The 15969-nt window shown below is 37.8% G+C and carries 20 protein-coding genes; 7 read left to right on the top strand and 13 right to left on the bottom strand.

What is annotated here, in order from left to right; translation table 11 throughout:
* The first annotated feature begins 8 nt into the window (after nucleotides 1-8).
* Complete coding sequence (locus tag ABH942_RS02190) at nucleotides 9-443, top strand: DUF5606 domain-containing protein (protein WP_370029360.1); 435 nt, start codon at nucleotides 9-11, stop codon at nucleotides 441-443.
* Between the two features lie 55 nt (nucleotides 444-498).
* On the opposite strand, the gene ABH942_RS02185 is transcribed toward ABH942_RS02190, so the two are convergent.
* The 5 genes from ABH942_RS02185 to ABH942_RS02165 form a co-directional block, all read right to left on the bottom strand.
* Nucleotides 499-1047: a PepSY-associated TM helix domain-containing protein gene (locus ABH942_RS02185; RefSeq protein WP_370029359.1), complete on the bottom strand. Its 549-nt coding sequence runs from the start codon at nucleotides 1045-1047 to the stop codon at nucleotides 499-501.
* 89 nt (nucleotides 1048-1136) lie between these two features.
* Nucleotides 1137-1568, bottom strand: coding sequence for a VOC family protein (locus tag ABH942_RS02180; RefSeq protein WP_370029358.1), 432 nt, complete (start codon nucleotides 1566-1568; stop codon nucleotides 1137-1139).
* A gap of 39 nt (nucleotides 1569-1607) precedes the next feature.
* A complete protein-coding gene (locus tag ABH942_RS02175; RefSeq protein WP_370029357.1) occupies nucleotides 1608-2123 on the bottom strand; it encodes a DUF6265 family protein in 516 nt (171 codons plus the stop codon).
* A gap of 74 nt (nucleotides 2124-2197) precedes the next feature.
* On the bottom strand, nucleotides 2198-3004 hold the full coding sequence (locus tag ABH942_RS02170) for a DUF6597 domain-containing transcriptional factor (RefSeq protein WP_370029356.1): 807 nt from the start codon (nucleotides 3002-3004) through the stop codon (nucleotides 2198-2200).
* Nucleotide 3005: 1 nt separating this feature from the next.
* Nucleotides 3006-3500 carry an SRPBCC domain-containing protein gene (locus tag ABH942_RS02165; RefSeq protein ID WP_370029355.1) on the bottom strand — a complete coding sequence of 165 codons (495 nt, stop codon included), beginning with the start codon at nucleotides 3498-3500 and terminating at the stop codon, nucleotides 3006-3008.
* Between the two features lie 109 nt (nucleotides 3501-3609).
* Here ABH942_RS02165 and prfA point away from each other — a divergent pair, with 109 nt between their 5' ends.
* From prfA to ABH942_RS02145, 4 genes are read left to right on the top strand one after another with little or no spacing between them, the layout of a single operon-like run.
* The gene (gene prfA / locus ABH942_RS02160) at nucleotides 3610-4686 is read left to right on the top strand and encodes a peptide chain release factor 1 (protein ID WP_370029434.1); all 1077 of its coding nucleotides are present in this window, start codon (nucleotides 3610-3612) and stop codon (nucleotides 4684-4686) included.
* 55 nt (nucleotides 4687-4741) lie between these two features.
* Nucleotides 4742-5554, top strand: a complete 813-nt coding sequence (pyrF, locus tag ABH942_RS02155; protein WP_370029354.1) for an orotidine-5'-phosphate decarboxylase — start codon at nucleotides 4742-4744, stop codon at nucleotides 5552-5554.
* A gap of 5 nt (nucleotides 5555-5559) precedes the next feature.
* On the top strand, nucleotides 5560-5949 hold the full coding sequence (locus ABH942_RS02150) for a DoxX family protein (protein WP_370029353.1): 390 nt from the start codon (nucleotides 5560-5562) through the stop codon (nucleotides 5947-5949).
* Between the two features lie 3 nt (nucleotides 5950-5952).
* A complete protein-coding gene (locus ABH942_RS02145) occupies nucleotides 5953-6759 on the top strand; it encodes an ABC transporter substrate-binding protein (protein WP_370029352.1) in 807 nt (268 codons plus the stop codon).
* A 47-nt stretch (nucleotides 6760-6806) separates the two neighbouring features.
* On the opposite strand, the gene ABH942_RS02140 is transcribed toward ABH942_RS02145, so the two are convergent.
* Genes ABH942_RS02140 through ABH942_RS02105 form a run of 8 tightly spaced genes read right to left on the bottom strand, consistent with a single transcriptional unit; the run spans nucleotide 6807 to nucleotide 13177 of the window.
* A complete protein-coding gene (locus ABH942_RS02140) occupies nucleotides 6807-7388 on the bottom strand; it encodes a hypothetical protein (protein ID WP_370029351.1) in 582 nt (193 codons plus the stop codon).
* 33 nt (nucleotides 7389-7421) lie between these two features.
* Entirely contained in the window at nucleotides 7422-8933 is a 1512-nt protein-coding gene (locus tag ABH942_RS02135) for a DUF3570 domain-containing protein (protein WP_370029350.1), read from the bottom strand.
* Entirely contained in the window at nucleotides 8933-9148 is a 216-nt protein-coding gene (locus ABH942_RS02130) for a DUF4266 domain-containing protein (protein WP_370029349.1), read from the bottom strand. The genes ABH942_RS02135 and ABH942_RS02130 overlap by 1 nt, the downstream gene beginning before the upstream one ends.
* Nucleotides 9145-10131: an FAD:protein FMN transferase gene (locus ABH942_RS02125; RefSeq protein ID WP_370029348.1), complete on the bottom strand. Its 987-nt coding sequence runs from the start codon at nucleotides 10129-10131 to the stop codon at nucleotides 9145-9147. Before ABH942_RS02125 ends, ABH942_RS02130 begins: the two co-directional genes overlap by 4 nt.
* Entirely contained in the window at nucleotides 10131-10568 is a 438-nt protein-coding gene (locus ABH942_RS02120) for a thioredoxin family protein (protein ID WP_370029347.1), read from the bottom strand. The genes ABH942_RS02125 and ABH942_RS02120 overlap by 1 nt, the downstream gene beginning before the upstream one ends.
* 2 nt (nucleotides 10569-10570) lie before the next feature.
* Nucleotides 10571-11434, bottom strand: coding sequence for a T9SS sorting signal type C domain-containing protein (locus ABH942_RS02115; protein ID WP_370029346.1), 864 nt, complete (start codon nucleotides 11432-11434; stop codon nucleotides 10571-10573).
* A 20-nt stretch (nucleotides 11435-11454) separates the two neighbouring features.
* Complete coding sequence (locus ABH942_RS02110) at nucleotides 11455-11868, bottom strand: DoxX family protein (RefSeq protein ID WP_370029345.1); 414 nt, start codon at nucleotides 11866-11868, stop codon at nucleotides 11455-11457.
* Nucleotides 11869-11896: 28 nt separating this feature from the next.
* Nucleotides 11897-13177, bottom strand: coding sequence for an HTTM domain-containing protein (locus tag ABH942_RS02105; RefSeq protein WP_370029344.1), 1281 nt, complete (start codon nucleotides 13175-13177; stop codon nucleotides 11897-11899).
* 254 nt (nucleotides 13178-13431) lie between these two features.
* On the opposite strand from ABH942_RS02105, the gene ABH942_RS02100 reads away from it, so the two are divergent.
* Both ABH942_RS02100 and ABH942_RS02095 read left to right on the top strand, forming a co-directional pair.
* Nucleotides 13432-14787: an autotransporter outer membrane beta-barrel domain-containing protein gene (locus ABH942_RS02100; protein WP_370029343.1), complete on the top strand. Its 1356-nt coding sequence runs from the start codon at nucleotides 13432-13434 to the stop codon at nucleotides 14785-14787.
* A 33-nt stretch (nucleotides 14788-14820) separates the two neighbouring features.
* Complete coding sequence (locus ABH942_RS02095; protein ID WP_370029342.1) at nucleotides 14821-15885, top strand: imelysin family protein; 1065 nt, start codon at nucleotides 14821-14823, stop codon at nucleotides 15883-15885.
* Nucleotides 15886-15969: the final 84 nt, after the last annotated feature.

Genomic DNA, 15969 nt, shown 5'->3' with positions numbered 1-15969 from the left:
TATTTAAAATGAATTTAGATAAAATATTAGCCATTTCTGGCAAGCCGGGACTTTACGCATTAAAACTTCAAACCCGTACTGGTTTTGTTGCCGAATCATTACTTGACGGAAAGAAAATTACTGTTGGTTTGAGAAGCAATGTCAGCCTACTTTCAGAAATTTCTATTTATACATATGATCAGGAAAAACCATTAGTTGAGGTAATGAGAGCTATTGCTGTAAAAGAAGACAACGGTCCTGCCTTATCGCATAAAGAAGATAACGCTAAATTGGCTGCTTATTTCTTGGAAATTTTACCAGATTACGATCAGGACAGAGTATATCCATCAGATATCAAAAAGGTTTTGAACTGGTACAATATGCTTCAGGCAAAAGGACTGGTTTCAAAAGAAGCTCCAGCTGCAAAAGTTAAAGAAGAAGTGACAGAAGAAAATTCAAACTAATTCTTCACAAAAAAATAAAAAACCCTCATTTAGTACTAAATGAGGGTTTTTTATTTTAACTCAATAAGAAGAGAAACAGTAGCGGAAACACAACGCCGGCTACGGCAAGTTTCCAGCCTCTTTTCTTAAAGGTAAATTTTCCATAAGGTATCATCAAGGCACCGGTAACGGCAATTACGATTAATGAAATACCAAAAATATCAGAATAATAAATCCACCATTCCGAAGTGTTTTTGTGCAACTTCATGGCATGGCTAATGATAGGTGTTTTTTTGAAAGCTACTACTTCTCCTTTTCCGGTTAGCATGTCAATTTCCACATCATGGTTTTCAAAAGAAATCTTGAACGTTCCTTTTTTTACGGAATGGCGTCTGATCTTGTCGTCAATTCCCAATTCTTTACCCAACGATTCTGCATATTTTTCACTAATCAATTCTTCAGCAGGAAGTTTTACAGTTACAGCTTTGGTTTCGACAGTATATTTTTCAGGATGCCAGCTGTCTCTGTGGTTCATCAATATTCCAGAAAAGGCAAAAGAGATAATCAATCCAATGTAGAAATAGCCTAAGTCACGGTGCAGGCCTCTTATTTTTTGTTGCTTCATGTTGTTTTTAAAATGATGCCACAAATATACTTTACTTTTTTCTAAGCAATAGGCAAAAAAAAGCCCCGCTTAGCGGGGCCTATGATTTTTTATTTCTGCTCATAATCGTAATTTACCATCCAGAGGATACCAAATTTGTCGATGAACATACCAAAGAATGCACCCCAAAAGGTTTTTTCTAAAGGCATGGTTACCTGTCCGCCATTAGAAAGGCCGTCGAAAAGCTTTTGTGCTTCGGCTTCACTGTCGGTATTGATGGAAACTGAAAAATTAGTTCCTTTTATAGCCGGCTGCTGTCCGAAAGCCTCGCTTGTATCGCTTCCCATAAGTATTGTTTCTTTGCTTATTGGCAACGAAACGTGCATAACCAAATCTTCTGTTCCTGCTGGTAGTGGCTGTTCAGAAGGCATGTCTTTGAATTTTCCGATATATGAAAATTCCCCGCCAAATACAGATTTGTAAAATAAGAAAGCTGCTTCGCAGTCTCCATTAAAAGTAAGATAAGGATTTACTTGTGCCATTTTTTTAGATTGTTTTATTGTTTTTGTTCTTCAACAAACTTACTGAACTTTTTTCATTGCAAATTGTTCCGATTTCGGTTTTCCGTCTTTCATTCCTGAAATTTCAGCAACAATGCTGTCTTTTGTAATCTGGTTGTACGTAATCTTGGTTGGGTAATCGTATTTCGGATTCTCAAAAATAAGCTGCTTGTCTGATGAGGATGTTAAGGCAAATTCTACAGGTTTTTCATCATTTTGTCCCTTTACTGATACTTCATAAACGAGCTGATTTTCTTTTTGCCCTAATTTTACGCTTTCAGAAAAAACGGTGTCTTTACCAATGACAAAATAAGTTTCCCCGTGAGAAGTAGAATCGTTTACTTTAGTCCATATTTCAGACAGATTGCCTTCTTTGGAATTGTTTTCCCAACGGCCTAAAAACCAATCGGCTTTTTTAATTTCGGCATACGTTTTTGGAGCTGCTTCAACAGGAGGAAGTTTGGAGTCATGTGCTTCTTTACAGGAAGTAACACCAATGGCTGCCAAAACGGCTAGTGCATAGATAGTTTTTTTCATAAGGATTGATTTAGTTTATAGAAAACAAATATGAGATAATAATGATTTATAAAAATTGTAAAAAAACGACTTAACTACTCCAGATTGAAATATTTTGCCATTTCAAGGTTTTCAGAAAAATATTTTTTCGGATTTAAGCCTGTAAAATATTTGAAATCTTTTATGAAATGTGCCTGGTCGTAGAAGCCAACATCATGTGCAACAGTAGTAAAACTTCTAAAATCTTTATTTTCAATAAGCTGCAACGCATTATTGAACCGTATGATTCTTGAAAATAATTTCAGACTTAATCCGACGTTTGAAAGGAATTTTCGCTCCAAATGGCGCTGTCCTATTTTTAGGTCGGATGTCAGTTTTTCTATAGAAATCATTCCGTCTGATTGGATGATTTCATCAACACAATGTTCTGTTACGGTATTGTCCGGAATATTTTTTAGCTTACCTTCAAGAAAGCTTTCGATAACTTCAACACGCTCTTCATTATTTTGGCAATGCTTCATTTTTTCTTCCAATGAATTGCTGTCTTTCCAAATAGTTGAAATTTCTACAAAAATACTAGTCAGGTCACTCACCGGAAAATCAATAAAAGGTTGCAATCCGGCAGGCTGAAAGCGAATGCTAAAAATGCCAACCTTGCCCATTCCTTGAACTTCAATAAACTTTTTTAACTGCCCGTGAATGAAGTTTTTTGGCTGTTCTTCGGCTCCGTTTTTAGTATAGGTAACAAATGAATCACCATGGTTGAAAATCAGCTCGATACAGCCATCGGGGAAAATGCGCTCCCTTGAATGCGGTTCTGAATCGTCCAGATTGTCTAAGCTCCAATAACAGCGAATGTATTTTGAGAGCTTTTCATTTGGTGAAAAAATGCGATAATCCATCCTAATTATTTATCATCGGGAATGTATTTTCATCCTTATTTCTTAAATCCAATCCGCCTTCATACACTGATTTCAGATTGACCATATAAAAACCCCATCCCGCATGGCAACCCAAACGAATATTCCTTTTCGAATTATCATCAGTCGGAATGTTTTTTTGTGTAAGCTCAACCAACACATAACCGTCTTCTTGTGTCAGTTTGATGTCTACAAGGCAGTTTCCGGCAAAAGTAAATTGAAGAAAATCAGTACCGTTAGCTTCCGTAATTTTTCCTGTTTCGGCATCGTCATATAAAAACCATTTCCAATCGTAAGAAAAATCTTTTTCTACAACCTGATCAGGATTGATTTTTTTGCCTTCTTTATTAAAAAAAGAAGCGTTGCTTAAAAACCATTTCTCAATTTCTGAAGAAGTGGTCCATGCGTTGTAAAGAGTTGAAAGACTAGTTTTTACTGCAATTTTTCTGGTGAATTTTGTCCAGTCGAAATTTTCCATAGCGAGATTTTTTATGGACTAAAGTAAGTAAAAAAACTCAACCCGAAGCCTCATGGAACATAAACAATTTTTTTGTAAATTTGCACTCCAATTAGATAAGGAAGAAAAGATGTTAGATAGATTGCAGATTGTAAAACAGCGTTTTGATGAGATTTCGGATTTGATCATCCAGCCAGATGTCATTGCCGACCAGAAGCGCTATATTCAATTGAACAAAGAATATAAAGACATGAAAGCGCTTGTAGAAAAGCGTGACGAGTATGTAAATATAATGGGCAATATCGATGAAGCAAATGAAATCATTGCTGACGGTAGCGACCCGGAAATGACTGAAATGGCAAAAATGCAGTTGGATGAAGCCAAGCAAAGATTGCCTGAATTAGAAGAAGAAATCAAGTTTTTGCTGATTCCTAAAGATCCGGAAGACGCGAAAAACGTAATGGTTGAGATCCGTGCCGGAACGGGTGGGGATGAAGCCAGTATTTTTGCAGGAGATTTGTTCAGAATGTATACAAAATATTGCGAGAGCAAAGGCTGGAGAACTTCAGTGGTAGACATGAACGAAGGAACTTCTGGAGGTTTCAAAGAAATTATTTTTGAAGTTACGGGCGATGATGTTTACGGAACTTTAAAATTTGAAGCTGGTGTACACCGTGTACAGCGTGTACCTCAGACTGAAACGCAAGGGCGTGTGCATACATCAGCGGCAACCGTAATGGTTTTGCCGGAAGCTGAAGAATTTGACGTACAGATTGACATGAATGACGTGCGTATCGACTTTTTCTGTTCATCAGGACCTGGAGGACAGTCGGTAAACACGACAAAATCTGCTGTCCGTTTGACGCACATCCCAACAGGATTGGTAGCACAATGTCAGGACGAAAAATCACAACATAAGAATAAGGATAAAGCATTTACCGTTTTGCGTTCCCGTTTGTATGAGCAGGAATTAGCTAAAAAACAGGAAGAAGATGCTCAAAAGCGTAGCTCTCAGGTAAGTTCTGGTGACCGTTCTGCAAAAATCCGTACCTATAACTATGCCCAAGGTCGTGTGACTGACCACAGAATTGGACTGACGTTATATGATTTAGGAAACATCATGAACGGAGACATCCATAAGATTGTTGACGAACTTCAATTAGTCAGCAATACTGAAAAACTAAAAGAAGCCAGCGAAGTATTCTAAAGATAAACAAGCCTCATTATTGGGGCTTTTTTTATAAGACTAACTACACAACACCATGACAACACAACAACTAACCGAACAAATCCACAAAAAACAATCTTTCCTTTGTATCGGATTGGATGTCGATTTGAATAAAATTCCATCGCATCTTCTCGATACAGAAGACCCGATTTTTGAATTCAACAAAGCCATAATTGATGCTACCCATGATCTTGCCGTGGCTTATAAACCCAATACGGCTTTTTATGAAGCCTATGGAATCAAAGGCTGGATTTCACTCGAAAAAACAATCCGTTATATCAACGAAAAGCATCCTGAAATTTTCACTATTGCGGATGCCAAACGTGGTGATATTGGAAATACTTCTTCCATGTATGCCAAGGCTTTTTTAGAAGACCTGGCTTTTGATTCGGTAACGGTTGCACCATACATGGGCAAAGATTCTGTTGAACCGTTTCTGGCTGTAAAAGATAAATTCACGATACTTTTGGCATTGACCTCCAATGAGGGCGCTTTCGATTTCCAGACAAAATCAGTTGATGGGAAAGAGCTTTACAAACAGGTTATTGAAACGTCAAAGGAGTGGAAAAATTCTGAAAATCTGATGTATGTTGTAGGAGCAACCAAAGCAGAATATTTTGCTGAAATACGAAAAATAATCCCAACGAGTTTCTTGCTGGTTCCGGGAGTGGGAGCCCAAGGTGGTAGTCTTTCGGAAGTTTGCAAATATGGAATGTCTGAAAATGTAGGATTGTTGGTCAATTCGTCAAGAGGAATTATTTATGCTTCACAACAGCAGGATTTTGCCGAAAAGGCAAGGGAAGAAGCAATCAAGATACAGCAGGAAATGAAAGAAATCTTAAAATAATTTTTATGGACAGGACTTTTATTCTTCGTTTTGCAGTTGCCATAATCCTTATCATGCATAGCGTGCCGGGAATGTTCAATAACGGGATTCATGAATTCGGAACCTTTTATCTGAATACGGTTGGATTTGCTCCGTATGGAGTTTTGCTAGCATGGCTGATTAAACTATCTCATGTAGTTGCTGCGGTATTGCTTTTGTTGAATAAATATGTCAGGATTGCATCAATCGTTACGATTTTCGTTTTGATTATGGGAATCATCATGGTTCATTATCCGGAAGGCTGGTTTGTTGTTGGTGGCGGAAGAAACGGCATGGAATTTAATTTCCTGCTTATTTTTGTGCTTTTGGCAATTCTATTTCCTGAGGGGATAAAGAGTAAACTATCAAAAAAATAACTATTGAAAACGTATATCGACCAATTAGGCAATTCGCATACTTTTGAATCTGCTCCCAAAAGAATTATTTCGCTGGTACCTTCGCAAACAGAATTGCTGTTTGATTTGGGACTGGAAGATTCTATTGTGGGAATTACCAAATTTTGTGTACATCCGTATCATCTCAAATCGACAAAAAAGATGATTGGAGGAACCAAAAAGGTACATTATGAAAAAATAAAGTTGCTGCAGCCGGATATTATTATTGCCAATAAAGAAGAAAATACACAGGAAATCGTTGAAGAGTTACAAAAAATCTGCCCGGTCTGGGTTACCAATATCCTTACTATTGATGACAGCTTGCAGATGATTTCAGACTTTGGACAATTGTTCAACAAGCGCACCGAAGCTCAAAAGTGGATTGATAAAATACAATTTGCCTTAGCCGATTTCAAAAATTTTATTAAAGATAAAGAAGAACGAAAAGCAGCTTATTTTATCTGGGCAAATCCATATATGGTGGCAGGCGGAGATAATTTTATCAATGAAATGTTGAAACTGAATAAGTTTATCAATATCTACGATAACAACCCAAAATATGAAGGCAGATATCCAGAAGTTGTGATTCAAAAAATGAAAATTCAGGGCGATCCTGATTTGGTTTTGCTGTCCTCAGAACCTTTTCCGTTTAAAGACGAGCATGCTTTTGAATTGGGACGTTTTACACATCATGCCAAGACCATTTTTGTTGATGGCGAGATGTTTTCATGGTACGGAAGCCGTATGGCAAAAGCCTTTGATTATTTTAAAAAGCTACATTCTAATCTATAAAAAAAGCTGTCCTTTGGGACAGCTTTTTGATTTAGTAACGCTATGTTTTATTGTCTTTGAAAGACGTAACGTTTTACTTTTGTAACTCCGTTAATGATTACGGTTTTCTCATAATAAAAACGATTATTGCTATCCGTAAAATGGATGATTAGGTTTTCTGAAGTTCCGTCAATAGTAAGGATGTAAGTAGTGTCCTGTGCTGTCCAGAAACCTATTTTCTGTTCAGATAGTAAGCATTCTCCCGTACCGTTGTCATCGTCATCATTGTCGTCACTGCCATTATCATCGCTATTGTCATCGGTAGCATGGTCATCATCGTCATCGTCGCTGTTGTCGTCACTATTATCGTCACCATTGTCATCACCGTTATCATCGTCATCATGTGAACCCATCCTTCTGGAAGAATTGGAATAGACCTCATGTGTGAACTGCTCCGCTCCGAAAATATAGGTTTCCTGAAGCGCACAACTGTTTAAGCTGACAGCGTTTCCATCAGTATATTCTTCAACCAGTTTCCAGGTTCCGACAATAGCGTTGCCCATATCTCTTGTATTGTCATCATCCTTATTACAATTGGAAAGGAGAAGTCCGGTGATAATCAATAAAATAATTGCTGTAATTTTTTTCATTGTTTTGATTTTTAGATTATTGTTATAATTGGTTTATTGGTTTACAAATTTGATTGCAATCGTAAAGATGTCGGCTTCCAGATTGTCGCTTCGCGTATAATGATTGTATCTGAAATCGACATTCTTCAGTCCGAATTTGAAAATGCTGAATGGCGAAAATACGGCTGCATAGCTCAGTCCAGCTCCAAACTGATGGCTGTCAAAAGAGGAAAGGTCGTAGTCTGAAGTATAAAACCTCTGGCTCGAAAAATGCTGCTCGAAAGGAGCAAAATAATCCATCGCCTTTTGGGTATAAAAACGGTACATCGGATAAGCAGTAAAACTTTGCGATATTTTTATGGGCAGCTCAACACTGGCCGTATGGGAATTCAAGCCCCAATCATCAGAATAAAAACGATAATAGGTTCTGAGCACCATCAGGTCATTGATATAATAATTCAATCTTGCGCCAATAGGCAATTTGAATCGGCTGCCCGGAAGTCTTTCCACATCATCTGCCAATCTGTAGACGCCCCTGTTTTTTGGAGTGTCATAAACAGGAATATAACGTTTCTGTCCAATATAATAATTGGCCTTGTCTGCAAAATAAATCCTATGATAAGGAGTAGACAATAAACCTTCCTGATAAAGCACATCCAGGAAAACAGAAACCTGTAGATTTTTTGTCAGTACTTGCGAATAGTTTAAAGACAGCGAATAAGAGTTTCTTTTTTCATTGTCAAATTCAGAAAAATAAAACGGAAGATAGTTGGTCGATTCAACGCCATACTGGTCATAGACGGTCACATCTTTAAAATAGCCTTTGTTTCGGAAACCTAAGCCATATTTGGCATATTCATGCAGTTCTGTCGGATAAATAGCTTTCCAACGATCCAGATAAGCGCTGGCTTTAATTGAGATTTCTGAATTTTTATCATCAGATAATTTTGCAATGCCTCCGCCAAATCCGAAAGATTGGTAATCATATTCCTTTGAAACAGAAAGATTCGTACTCCAAATTAAAGTCCTGTCGTCTGAGCTATGGCTGTAATTGGCAGATAACGCAGTCAGCACATCTTTTCTGGAAGCGCCTGTCGATTCAATCCACGGACTGCCATACGGAAGCGGACGCAAGGTGCCATTGCCATATTCATCATCGTCATTGTAACTATCCCGACTTTGTGTTTTTTTAGAATTGACGATACGTCGGGAAGCACCGGTATTTGTACCGTTATCCACATAACTTCCGTCTGTAAAAAACGGATTGATGTTGCTCGATGAAGCAGAAGTATAGGCAGAAAATCCAGCATCAATAGTAAGGACATCATCAGCATTCAGCGGAATTGTGAGTACTACATTAGCCGCAGCATCCGTGAGTTTTTCTGTACCAATACCGCCTGAAACCGCTGAATGGTTTCCATTTTGCTTATAGTAGCTGCTGATAAATTCAATTTCTGAAGTTTCAAGAACTCTTTTCTTATAATGTACTTCGGTCGAATCGTTTTCCTGTGCAAAACAGCTGATGCTTATTAAAAAAACGAAAATAGTTTGTTTTAGAGTAAACATTAATTACATCCACAGCCTCCCCCTGTTTTGCCGCCGTTTGCTCCGGAAGCACCTTCTCTATACACCTGAAAATTGGTTTCGTGACGTTCTGCCGTTCTTGCAGACAGTTTCATTTCAGTATCGTTAATATTTTGTTTCTCATATTCTTTCACCTTAACGCTCTTGCAGGATTGCAAAAACAGAAAGCAGAAGAAAATCAATAGTATATATCTCATTGTTGGTATTTTTTAATATCGATAGTATCTGAATAAGAAATATGGCCGTTCTCATCAACAATTACACAGCTCATTCCGGAAATCTGATTGATGAGGTTTAGTCCTGCTTCTTTGCCCATAACCATTATAGAAGTAGAAAAGCCGTTTGCCAGTTCGGCACTTGAAGCAAAAACCGTTACGCTCGAAATTCCTCTGGCCGGATATCCTGTACGCGGGTCAATGATATGGGAATATTTTTTTCCTTCCAGGACAACAAATTTTTCATAATCGCCCGAAGTAACCACTGCATTTCCGGATAATGGGAAAGTTGCAAAAACCTTATTCTGGTTCATCGGGTTGGTAATCCCGACAGTCCATTCTTTTCCATCGGGCTGTTTTCCCCATGTATTCATATCACCGGAAGCATTGATAATGCCAGCAGGAACACCTTTAGAAATCATCAGTTCTTTAGTCTTGTCGGCAGCATAGCCTTTTCCGATAGAACCAAAACCAATTTTCATTCCCGGCAGCTTTAAGAAAATAGTACTGTTCTTCTTGTCCAGTATAATGTTTTTATAACCTACTTTCTGTACGGATTTTTTAACGGCTTCTTCTGAAGGTACTGCGGTCATTGAACCATCGTATTTCCAGATTTTATCCATAGAAGCAAAGCTGATATCGAAAGCGCCATCGGTCATTTTTGAAAATTGCAAAGCCCTTTCCGTTAGCCCGTATAATTCCGCCGTCACTTTTACCGGTTTAATTCCGGCATTCCGATTGATTTCTGAAACCAATGTCTCTTCCCTCCATTCTGATATGACGTTTTCAATACGCTCGATTTCTATAATCGCACTATCAATATAGGTTTCCGCTTCTGTAACCGACTTGGCAGAAATCGTAATGTCAAACCGACTACCCATGAGCTTGACCGTTCTTTTTCGAACGACTTGAGCCTGCAGTGATAGGAAATTCAGGCATAAAAGTAAGAGGAACGCCTTTTTCATTATCGGGATATAAATGACTTGATTAGTGAAATGTATTCAGAAGCCTTTATGTTTTCATAACCTGTTTTTCCCAAGACTTTTCCGGTTTTATCCAATACAACAACAAGAGGAAAAAAACCTTCCTTGTTGTATTTTTCAGCCAGTGTTTTGTTCTGGTTTTTTTGTTCTTCTGACTGTTGGTTGTTTTTCTTTTTTGGAAAATCAGCCTTAACCAAAACCCAACCGGCATTGGCTTCTTTTTTGAATTCGTCTGATTGCCATACACTTTTTTCAAGTTTGATACACGGAGCGCACCAGTCTGAACCTGAAAAAACGAGCAATATTGGCTTGTTTTCTTTTGAAGCGATTGTTTTTGCTTCTGAAAGCGAAGTATTCCATTTTTGTGAAAATCCTGGAAGAGAAGTCGCAAGCAAAAGAAGGAGCAATAGTTTTTTCATTATTAGAAGGCGATTTTTTTGTTAACGATGGTATTGTCTGCTGTTTTAATCTGTACAATCAGGATTTGTTTTGCCAGATTCAGATCAAGCAAAGCGGTTTCCGAATTAGTTGCCATTTCAGCCAGTTTTCTGCCAGAAACGTCAAATACGGTCATGTTAGAGATAGCAACCTTTTTTGAAATAGCCTGCAATTGTCCGTTTTTAACCAATACCTGAATATCATTTTTGTCTATTGCTTTTTCTCCGATTGTAAGTAGTGGAGTAACTGTCAAAATCAGGTTTGGACGCTCCCAAACCGGCGACATTGACGAATCAGGCGTCCAGGAGTTATTACCTTCACAACCAATACTGCCATCTGTAAATCCGGCAGACATTTTGGAAGGCGTAGTCGTAAATCGGTATTGCGGTCTTCCGGATTCAATACAGGTAGAACCGATTACCAAAACCGATAGATTTCTTGAAAGATTTGAAAAAGCAAATGGAGTTTGCAATGTAATTTCCATAGCTCCGGAAGTCGAAGAATTTGGAAGATTGCCATCATAAACAAGCGTATAGTTGCTAAAATTCATACTTCCAATTGTATAGGCAACTGTACCTGCGGCGGCTGTCTCGGTTAACTTCATATAGACTTTTATGCTAGGTTCCGTTGTTGAAGAACCTGAGGCTTTCTGATAAGAAATTTTAGTAATAGTTCCGGTTGAACCAATTTCTGTTCCGGTATAGATACTTTCGTTGGCCGAAGAATTATACCATGAGGCAACTGGAGACGATGTACCTGATGAGGTGCCATTTCCAAGTGTGATTGTAATTTGTGCCTGCATGCCCGTCAAAGCGAACATACAAACACCAAAAAATAAAGATTTCATTATGGGGGAATTTGATAAGGTTAATTTTTTCTTCCGACAACGATGACTTTCCAAACGTTATAGTAGGAAGCAAAAACCAAAATGGCTGCCAAAAGTGGAATACCTGTTTCTACAAGCTCATGCGGACGGTTGTCAATCAGCAAGTGGAAAAGGAAGATGGTAATGATAACAGGAAGAAGGACAATACTTCCCAGCAATCTCGTTCTTGGAATAATGAGTAGTATTCCCGAAGCAATTTCTAAAAATCCTACTACTTTGGTAAATCCCGAAGTACATAGTGCTGTTATAAGATTTCTGTAGTTTAATGGAAGTGGACTGTCTGGTTCATAAACTTTACATTCCGAAAGGAAATGTTTGTTTAAGCCTTTGTATACAAAGAAAGCGCCAAGAATGATGGCAAGTCCTGCTACTGAATAATGTATTGCTTTTTTCATAAGGGTTGGTGTTAAATTAATTAAATGGTTAATGAATAATGTTTCCGTTTTTGTCGTAGAGCAAGATCCAGTCGTTATGCCAGAAATAATTCCATTTGGCCTTTCCCAGATCAATATCGGGATTGATTAATATTCTGGGCTCGCCATGATTAATAGCAACTTTTGAATCGGCATAAACGCTTACGTCTTTTCCCATTCGGGCATATCTCTCCCTGATTTTTTGGGCTGTCTGCCAAATCATGTCGGGTTTGGATTGCATGCCGCGTATTTGCTTTGGAGTAAGGATTTTTTTGAGCTTAAAAATTTTTGTTTTTTGAGTATTGTTATCCACTACTTTGAATTTTGTGGTTCCTTTTCTGGAGCGCAGCATCATTCTCCAGCTAAGCCTGTGACCTTCTTCGGTCCAAAGTACATCGCCTTTGATAGCATAATGCCGTAAGGGAAGTAAAATCTGAAGTAGGAGATAAGGCAGAAGTATCCATCGAACAAGCATTTTCCCTTCCTGTGATTGTGAAGGAGTTGGTATTTCAATAGGCTTTTTCCAAAAGAATAACTTGCGTATAGTTTCCGGCGGATAAAAGAAAACGATAAAACTTAAAGCCAGAAAAGGGAAAATACCAATTCCCAAATGCGCCTTGTTAAAAATATGGAAGATGACAGAAGCAATAAAAGCGAGATTTCGTGTTTTTTTCCAAAGCAGTAGTGGCACGACAAAAAAATCAAAAGCCAATCCGGCATAAGCAATAAAAAGATAGAACCATTCCTGGGCATAAAACTCTTTTAGAATATCTGGTGCATGTTTTGAAAGCATTCCTTTGGTGAAAGAACCATCAAGCCAACCGGAATACAATTTGGCAACCGATGCATAAAAATAAACAATCGCTATCTGGGCAATCATTATCCAGGTGCACCAGGCCGGCATAGTAAATCTTTTTATTTCCGGTTTTATTTTGGAATCAACAGAAGCATAAGCATTGGCAGGCAGCAAGCACATCAAAAAACAAAGTAGCACAATCAGATAGTGATGGTTGTTGTAGGTTGTTTTTTGCATGAAGTAAATTCCAGACCAAAGTATTGTAAACAGAACGATGCTAATCCGGTAACAAAAACCGATCATAACAAACAAAGCTGCGATTGCCATCAGCATAAAATAATAGTACATGCCGTTGCCGGGAAGTGGCTGAAGCCATTCCATACCGATATGTGAAAAAGTAAAAATTGGTTTTAATAAATTAATCCGAATCCATCCGGAAAGTAGATAATCGACCACTTGCCATAGTAAAAGAGCTCCAAAAAGTATTCGGAACATAACTAATTGACTATTATCGATTTGCTTATAAATAAATTGGCGTATCATTTACCAGATTGGATGGAATTTCTTAATAAATTTTTGGCAAATGTATCTAATATTTATTTAGACTGATTTAAAATAGTGTAATTTTTTTCAAAATTCCTACTAATGATTTCATAATCAGTTTCTTAAAATTACGTTAAAAAATATTTTATTTTTATTTAGACTGTATATAAATAATTTTTATAGCTTTGCCGAAATTTGATTCGATAATGAAAAAAGCACTACTCATTTTTTTCTTATTTCCATCGGCTATACTATTCGCTCAAAAAGCTGATTCGCTAAATATTGAAAAAATAAAATCCGAAATAAAACAAGAGCTCCGCGAAGAATTAAAAGCAGAAATCAAGAAAGATTTTGCAAAGGAAAACAAGACACTTTTTAACTGGAGCAACTTTACCCTAAGTGGTTATGGAGTTGTAAATTATTACAACTACACCAAATTTGACACCGACCCAAATATGAAAGACAAGTTCGATGCCGAACGTCTGAACCTGTATCTGGGATATAATTTCAATGATTGGATTAGTTTCAAATCTGAAATAGAATTTGAACATGGCGGAACAGGTTCAACTGTAGAACTCGATACCCAGGAAGAATTTGGAGAATATGAACAGGAAATAGAAGCCGGAGGTGAAGTAAAAATTGAGCAGATTCATATCAATTTTGCCATCCGTCCATATTTTAACATTAGGGCAGGTAGAATGAAAATCCATTTTGGATTGGCTCAGGATTTGGATCGTCCAATTTCTTATTTCACAACACACCGTCAGGAAATGGAAAACGAAATATTGCCATTGGGATGGTATGAAAACGGGATCCAGTTTCACGGAACTTTCTTGAAACGGTGGAAATATGAATTCTCAGTCACTAACGGACTTGATGCTTCCGGATTTAGCTCCAGAGGCTGGATAAAAGAAGGTTACCAGACTCGTTTTGAGATGGCAAATGGAAATTCATGGGCATTTACAGGACGTTTGGATTATAAATTCGGGAAAAATAAATATACCTATGTCGGGGCTTCTGCCTATATCAACGATGCAGCTGCCAACCGTCCTAAAAACGACATGAAAGAATCAGCTTATGTGATGATTTTTGAAGGACACGTCACTTATGATGAAGATTATCTCCGTTTCAATTCGGTTGTATTATGGGGAAATCTTGAAAATTCCAATATTGTTACTTCAAAAAATGCCTCACTTTCAAACAATCTTGGCGTAAAAAGAACGCCGGTTGGAAAAAATGCTTTCGGATTCTCTTTTGAAGGAGGTTATGAAGTTTTGCATTTCTTCAACCAGACCACAAAACAGAAAGTATATCCGTTTGTTCGCTACGACTATTACGACACCATGAACCAGGTGGAAGGAACTGTTGTCAAAAAGCCAAGATGGGAAAGAAGCGCGATCATGGGAGGATTTAACTGGTTTGTTCATCCGCAGATTGTATTAAAAGCACATTATCAGAACAGAAGACTGGGATCTGAAAACTTTAATCCGACAACTTTGGTGTACACAGGAAAAAAACAACAGGAAAATACTTTTTCGGCGGGAATAGGATTTTCATTCTAAAGAATTAATACTAACCAATATATTTTTAACATAATGAAAAAAAGAATTTTTAGTCTGAGTTTATTAGCAATGTCCGCTGTGTTTTTTGTGAATTGCAGTAGCAATGATGATTCGTCTGATGTTGATCCGAATGCGGGACTTTACAAAGAAGTGCTTACTGATCTTTCAAATGACGTTATTACAAAAACATATGAAGATTTGAACAACAAAGCAATCGCACTGAAAACAGCTGTAAATGCCTTGACTATCGGGAATGAGACGGCTCTTGCAGCTGTAAAAGATGCCTGGAAAGCGGCAAGATCTCCTTGGGAACAATCAGAAGGATTTTTGTACGGACCGGTTGATACGGGAGGAATTGACCCTGCAATGGATACCTGGCCGGTAGATGTTACCGCTATGAATGACATCCTAAACAGTTCAAACCCAATTACTACGGCTACTATTGAAGCTAACGTTGAAGCTCGTGGTTTTCACCTGATTGAATACCTGGTATGGGGAATCAACGGTAACAAGGCAGCTAGTGCTTTGACCGCGAGAGAATTGGAATATTTGAGAGCTGCAGCAGCTGATTTGCAAAACAACACGCAGATTTTGTATGACGGTTGGAAAGCATCAGGAGGAAATTTTGCAAGACATTTTATCAATGCCGGAACTACAGGCAACCAAGGATATACTTCACAAAAAGCAGCTTTAGAAGAAATCATCAACGGATTGATTACAATTGCTGATGAAGTTGCTACAGGAAAAATACAAACTCCTTTAGATGAAGGTGTTTCTCAGGAAGAATCACGTTTCAGCAACAATTCTAAAAGAGACTTTGCTGATAATATGAGAAGTATCAGAAATATCTATTGGGGAGATTATAATGGAAATTCCCGTGCCGGATTAACAAACATTGTTGCTCCAAAAAATAGTGCGTTGGATGCGAACATCAAAGCTAAAATTGATGCAGCTATTGCCGCTATTGAAGCAATTCCTGGAACATTTACAGATGCGGTAACCAACAATATTCCTGCTGTAAAAAATGCAAGAGATAAGGTAGCAGAATTGCAGCTATTGATCCAATCACAATTAAAGCCATTTATCGCTAATAATTAAGCCATTTACCAACCATAAATTAAACGCAAAAAGGGTATCCGGAATTCGGATATTCTTTTTGCATTTCTGTAAAAACCAAACAAA

Origin of the sequence: Flavobacterium sp. 28YEA47A, from assembly GCF_041262125.1 — a bacterium.
Taxonomy (GTDB): Bacteria; Bacteroidota; Bacteroidia; order Flavobacteriales; family Flavobacteriaceae; genus Flavobacterium.
This window is presented reverse-complemented; position numbering and strand designations above follow the sequence as displayed.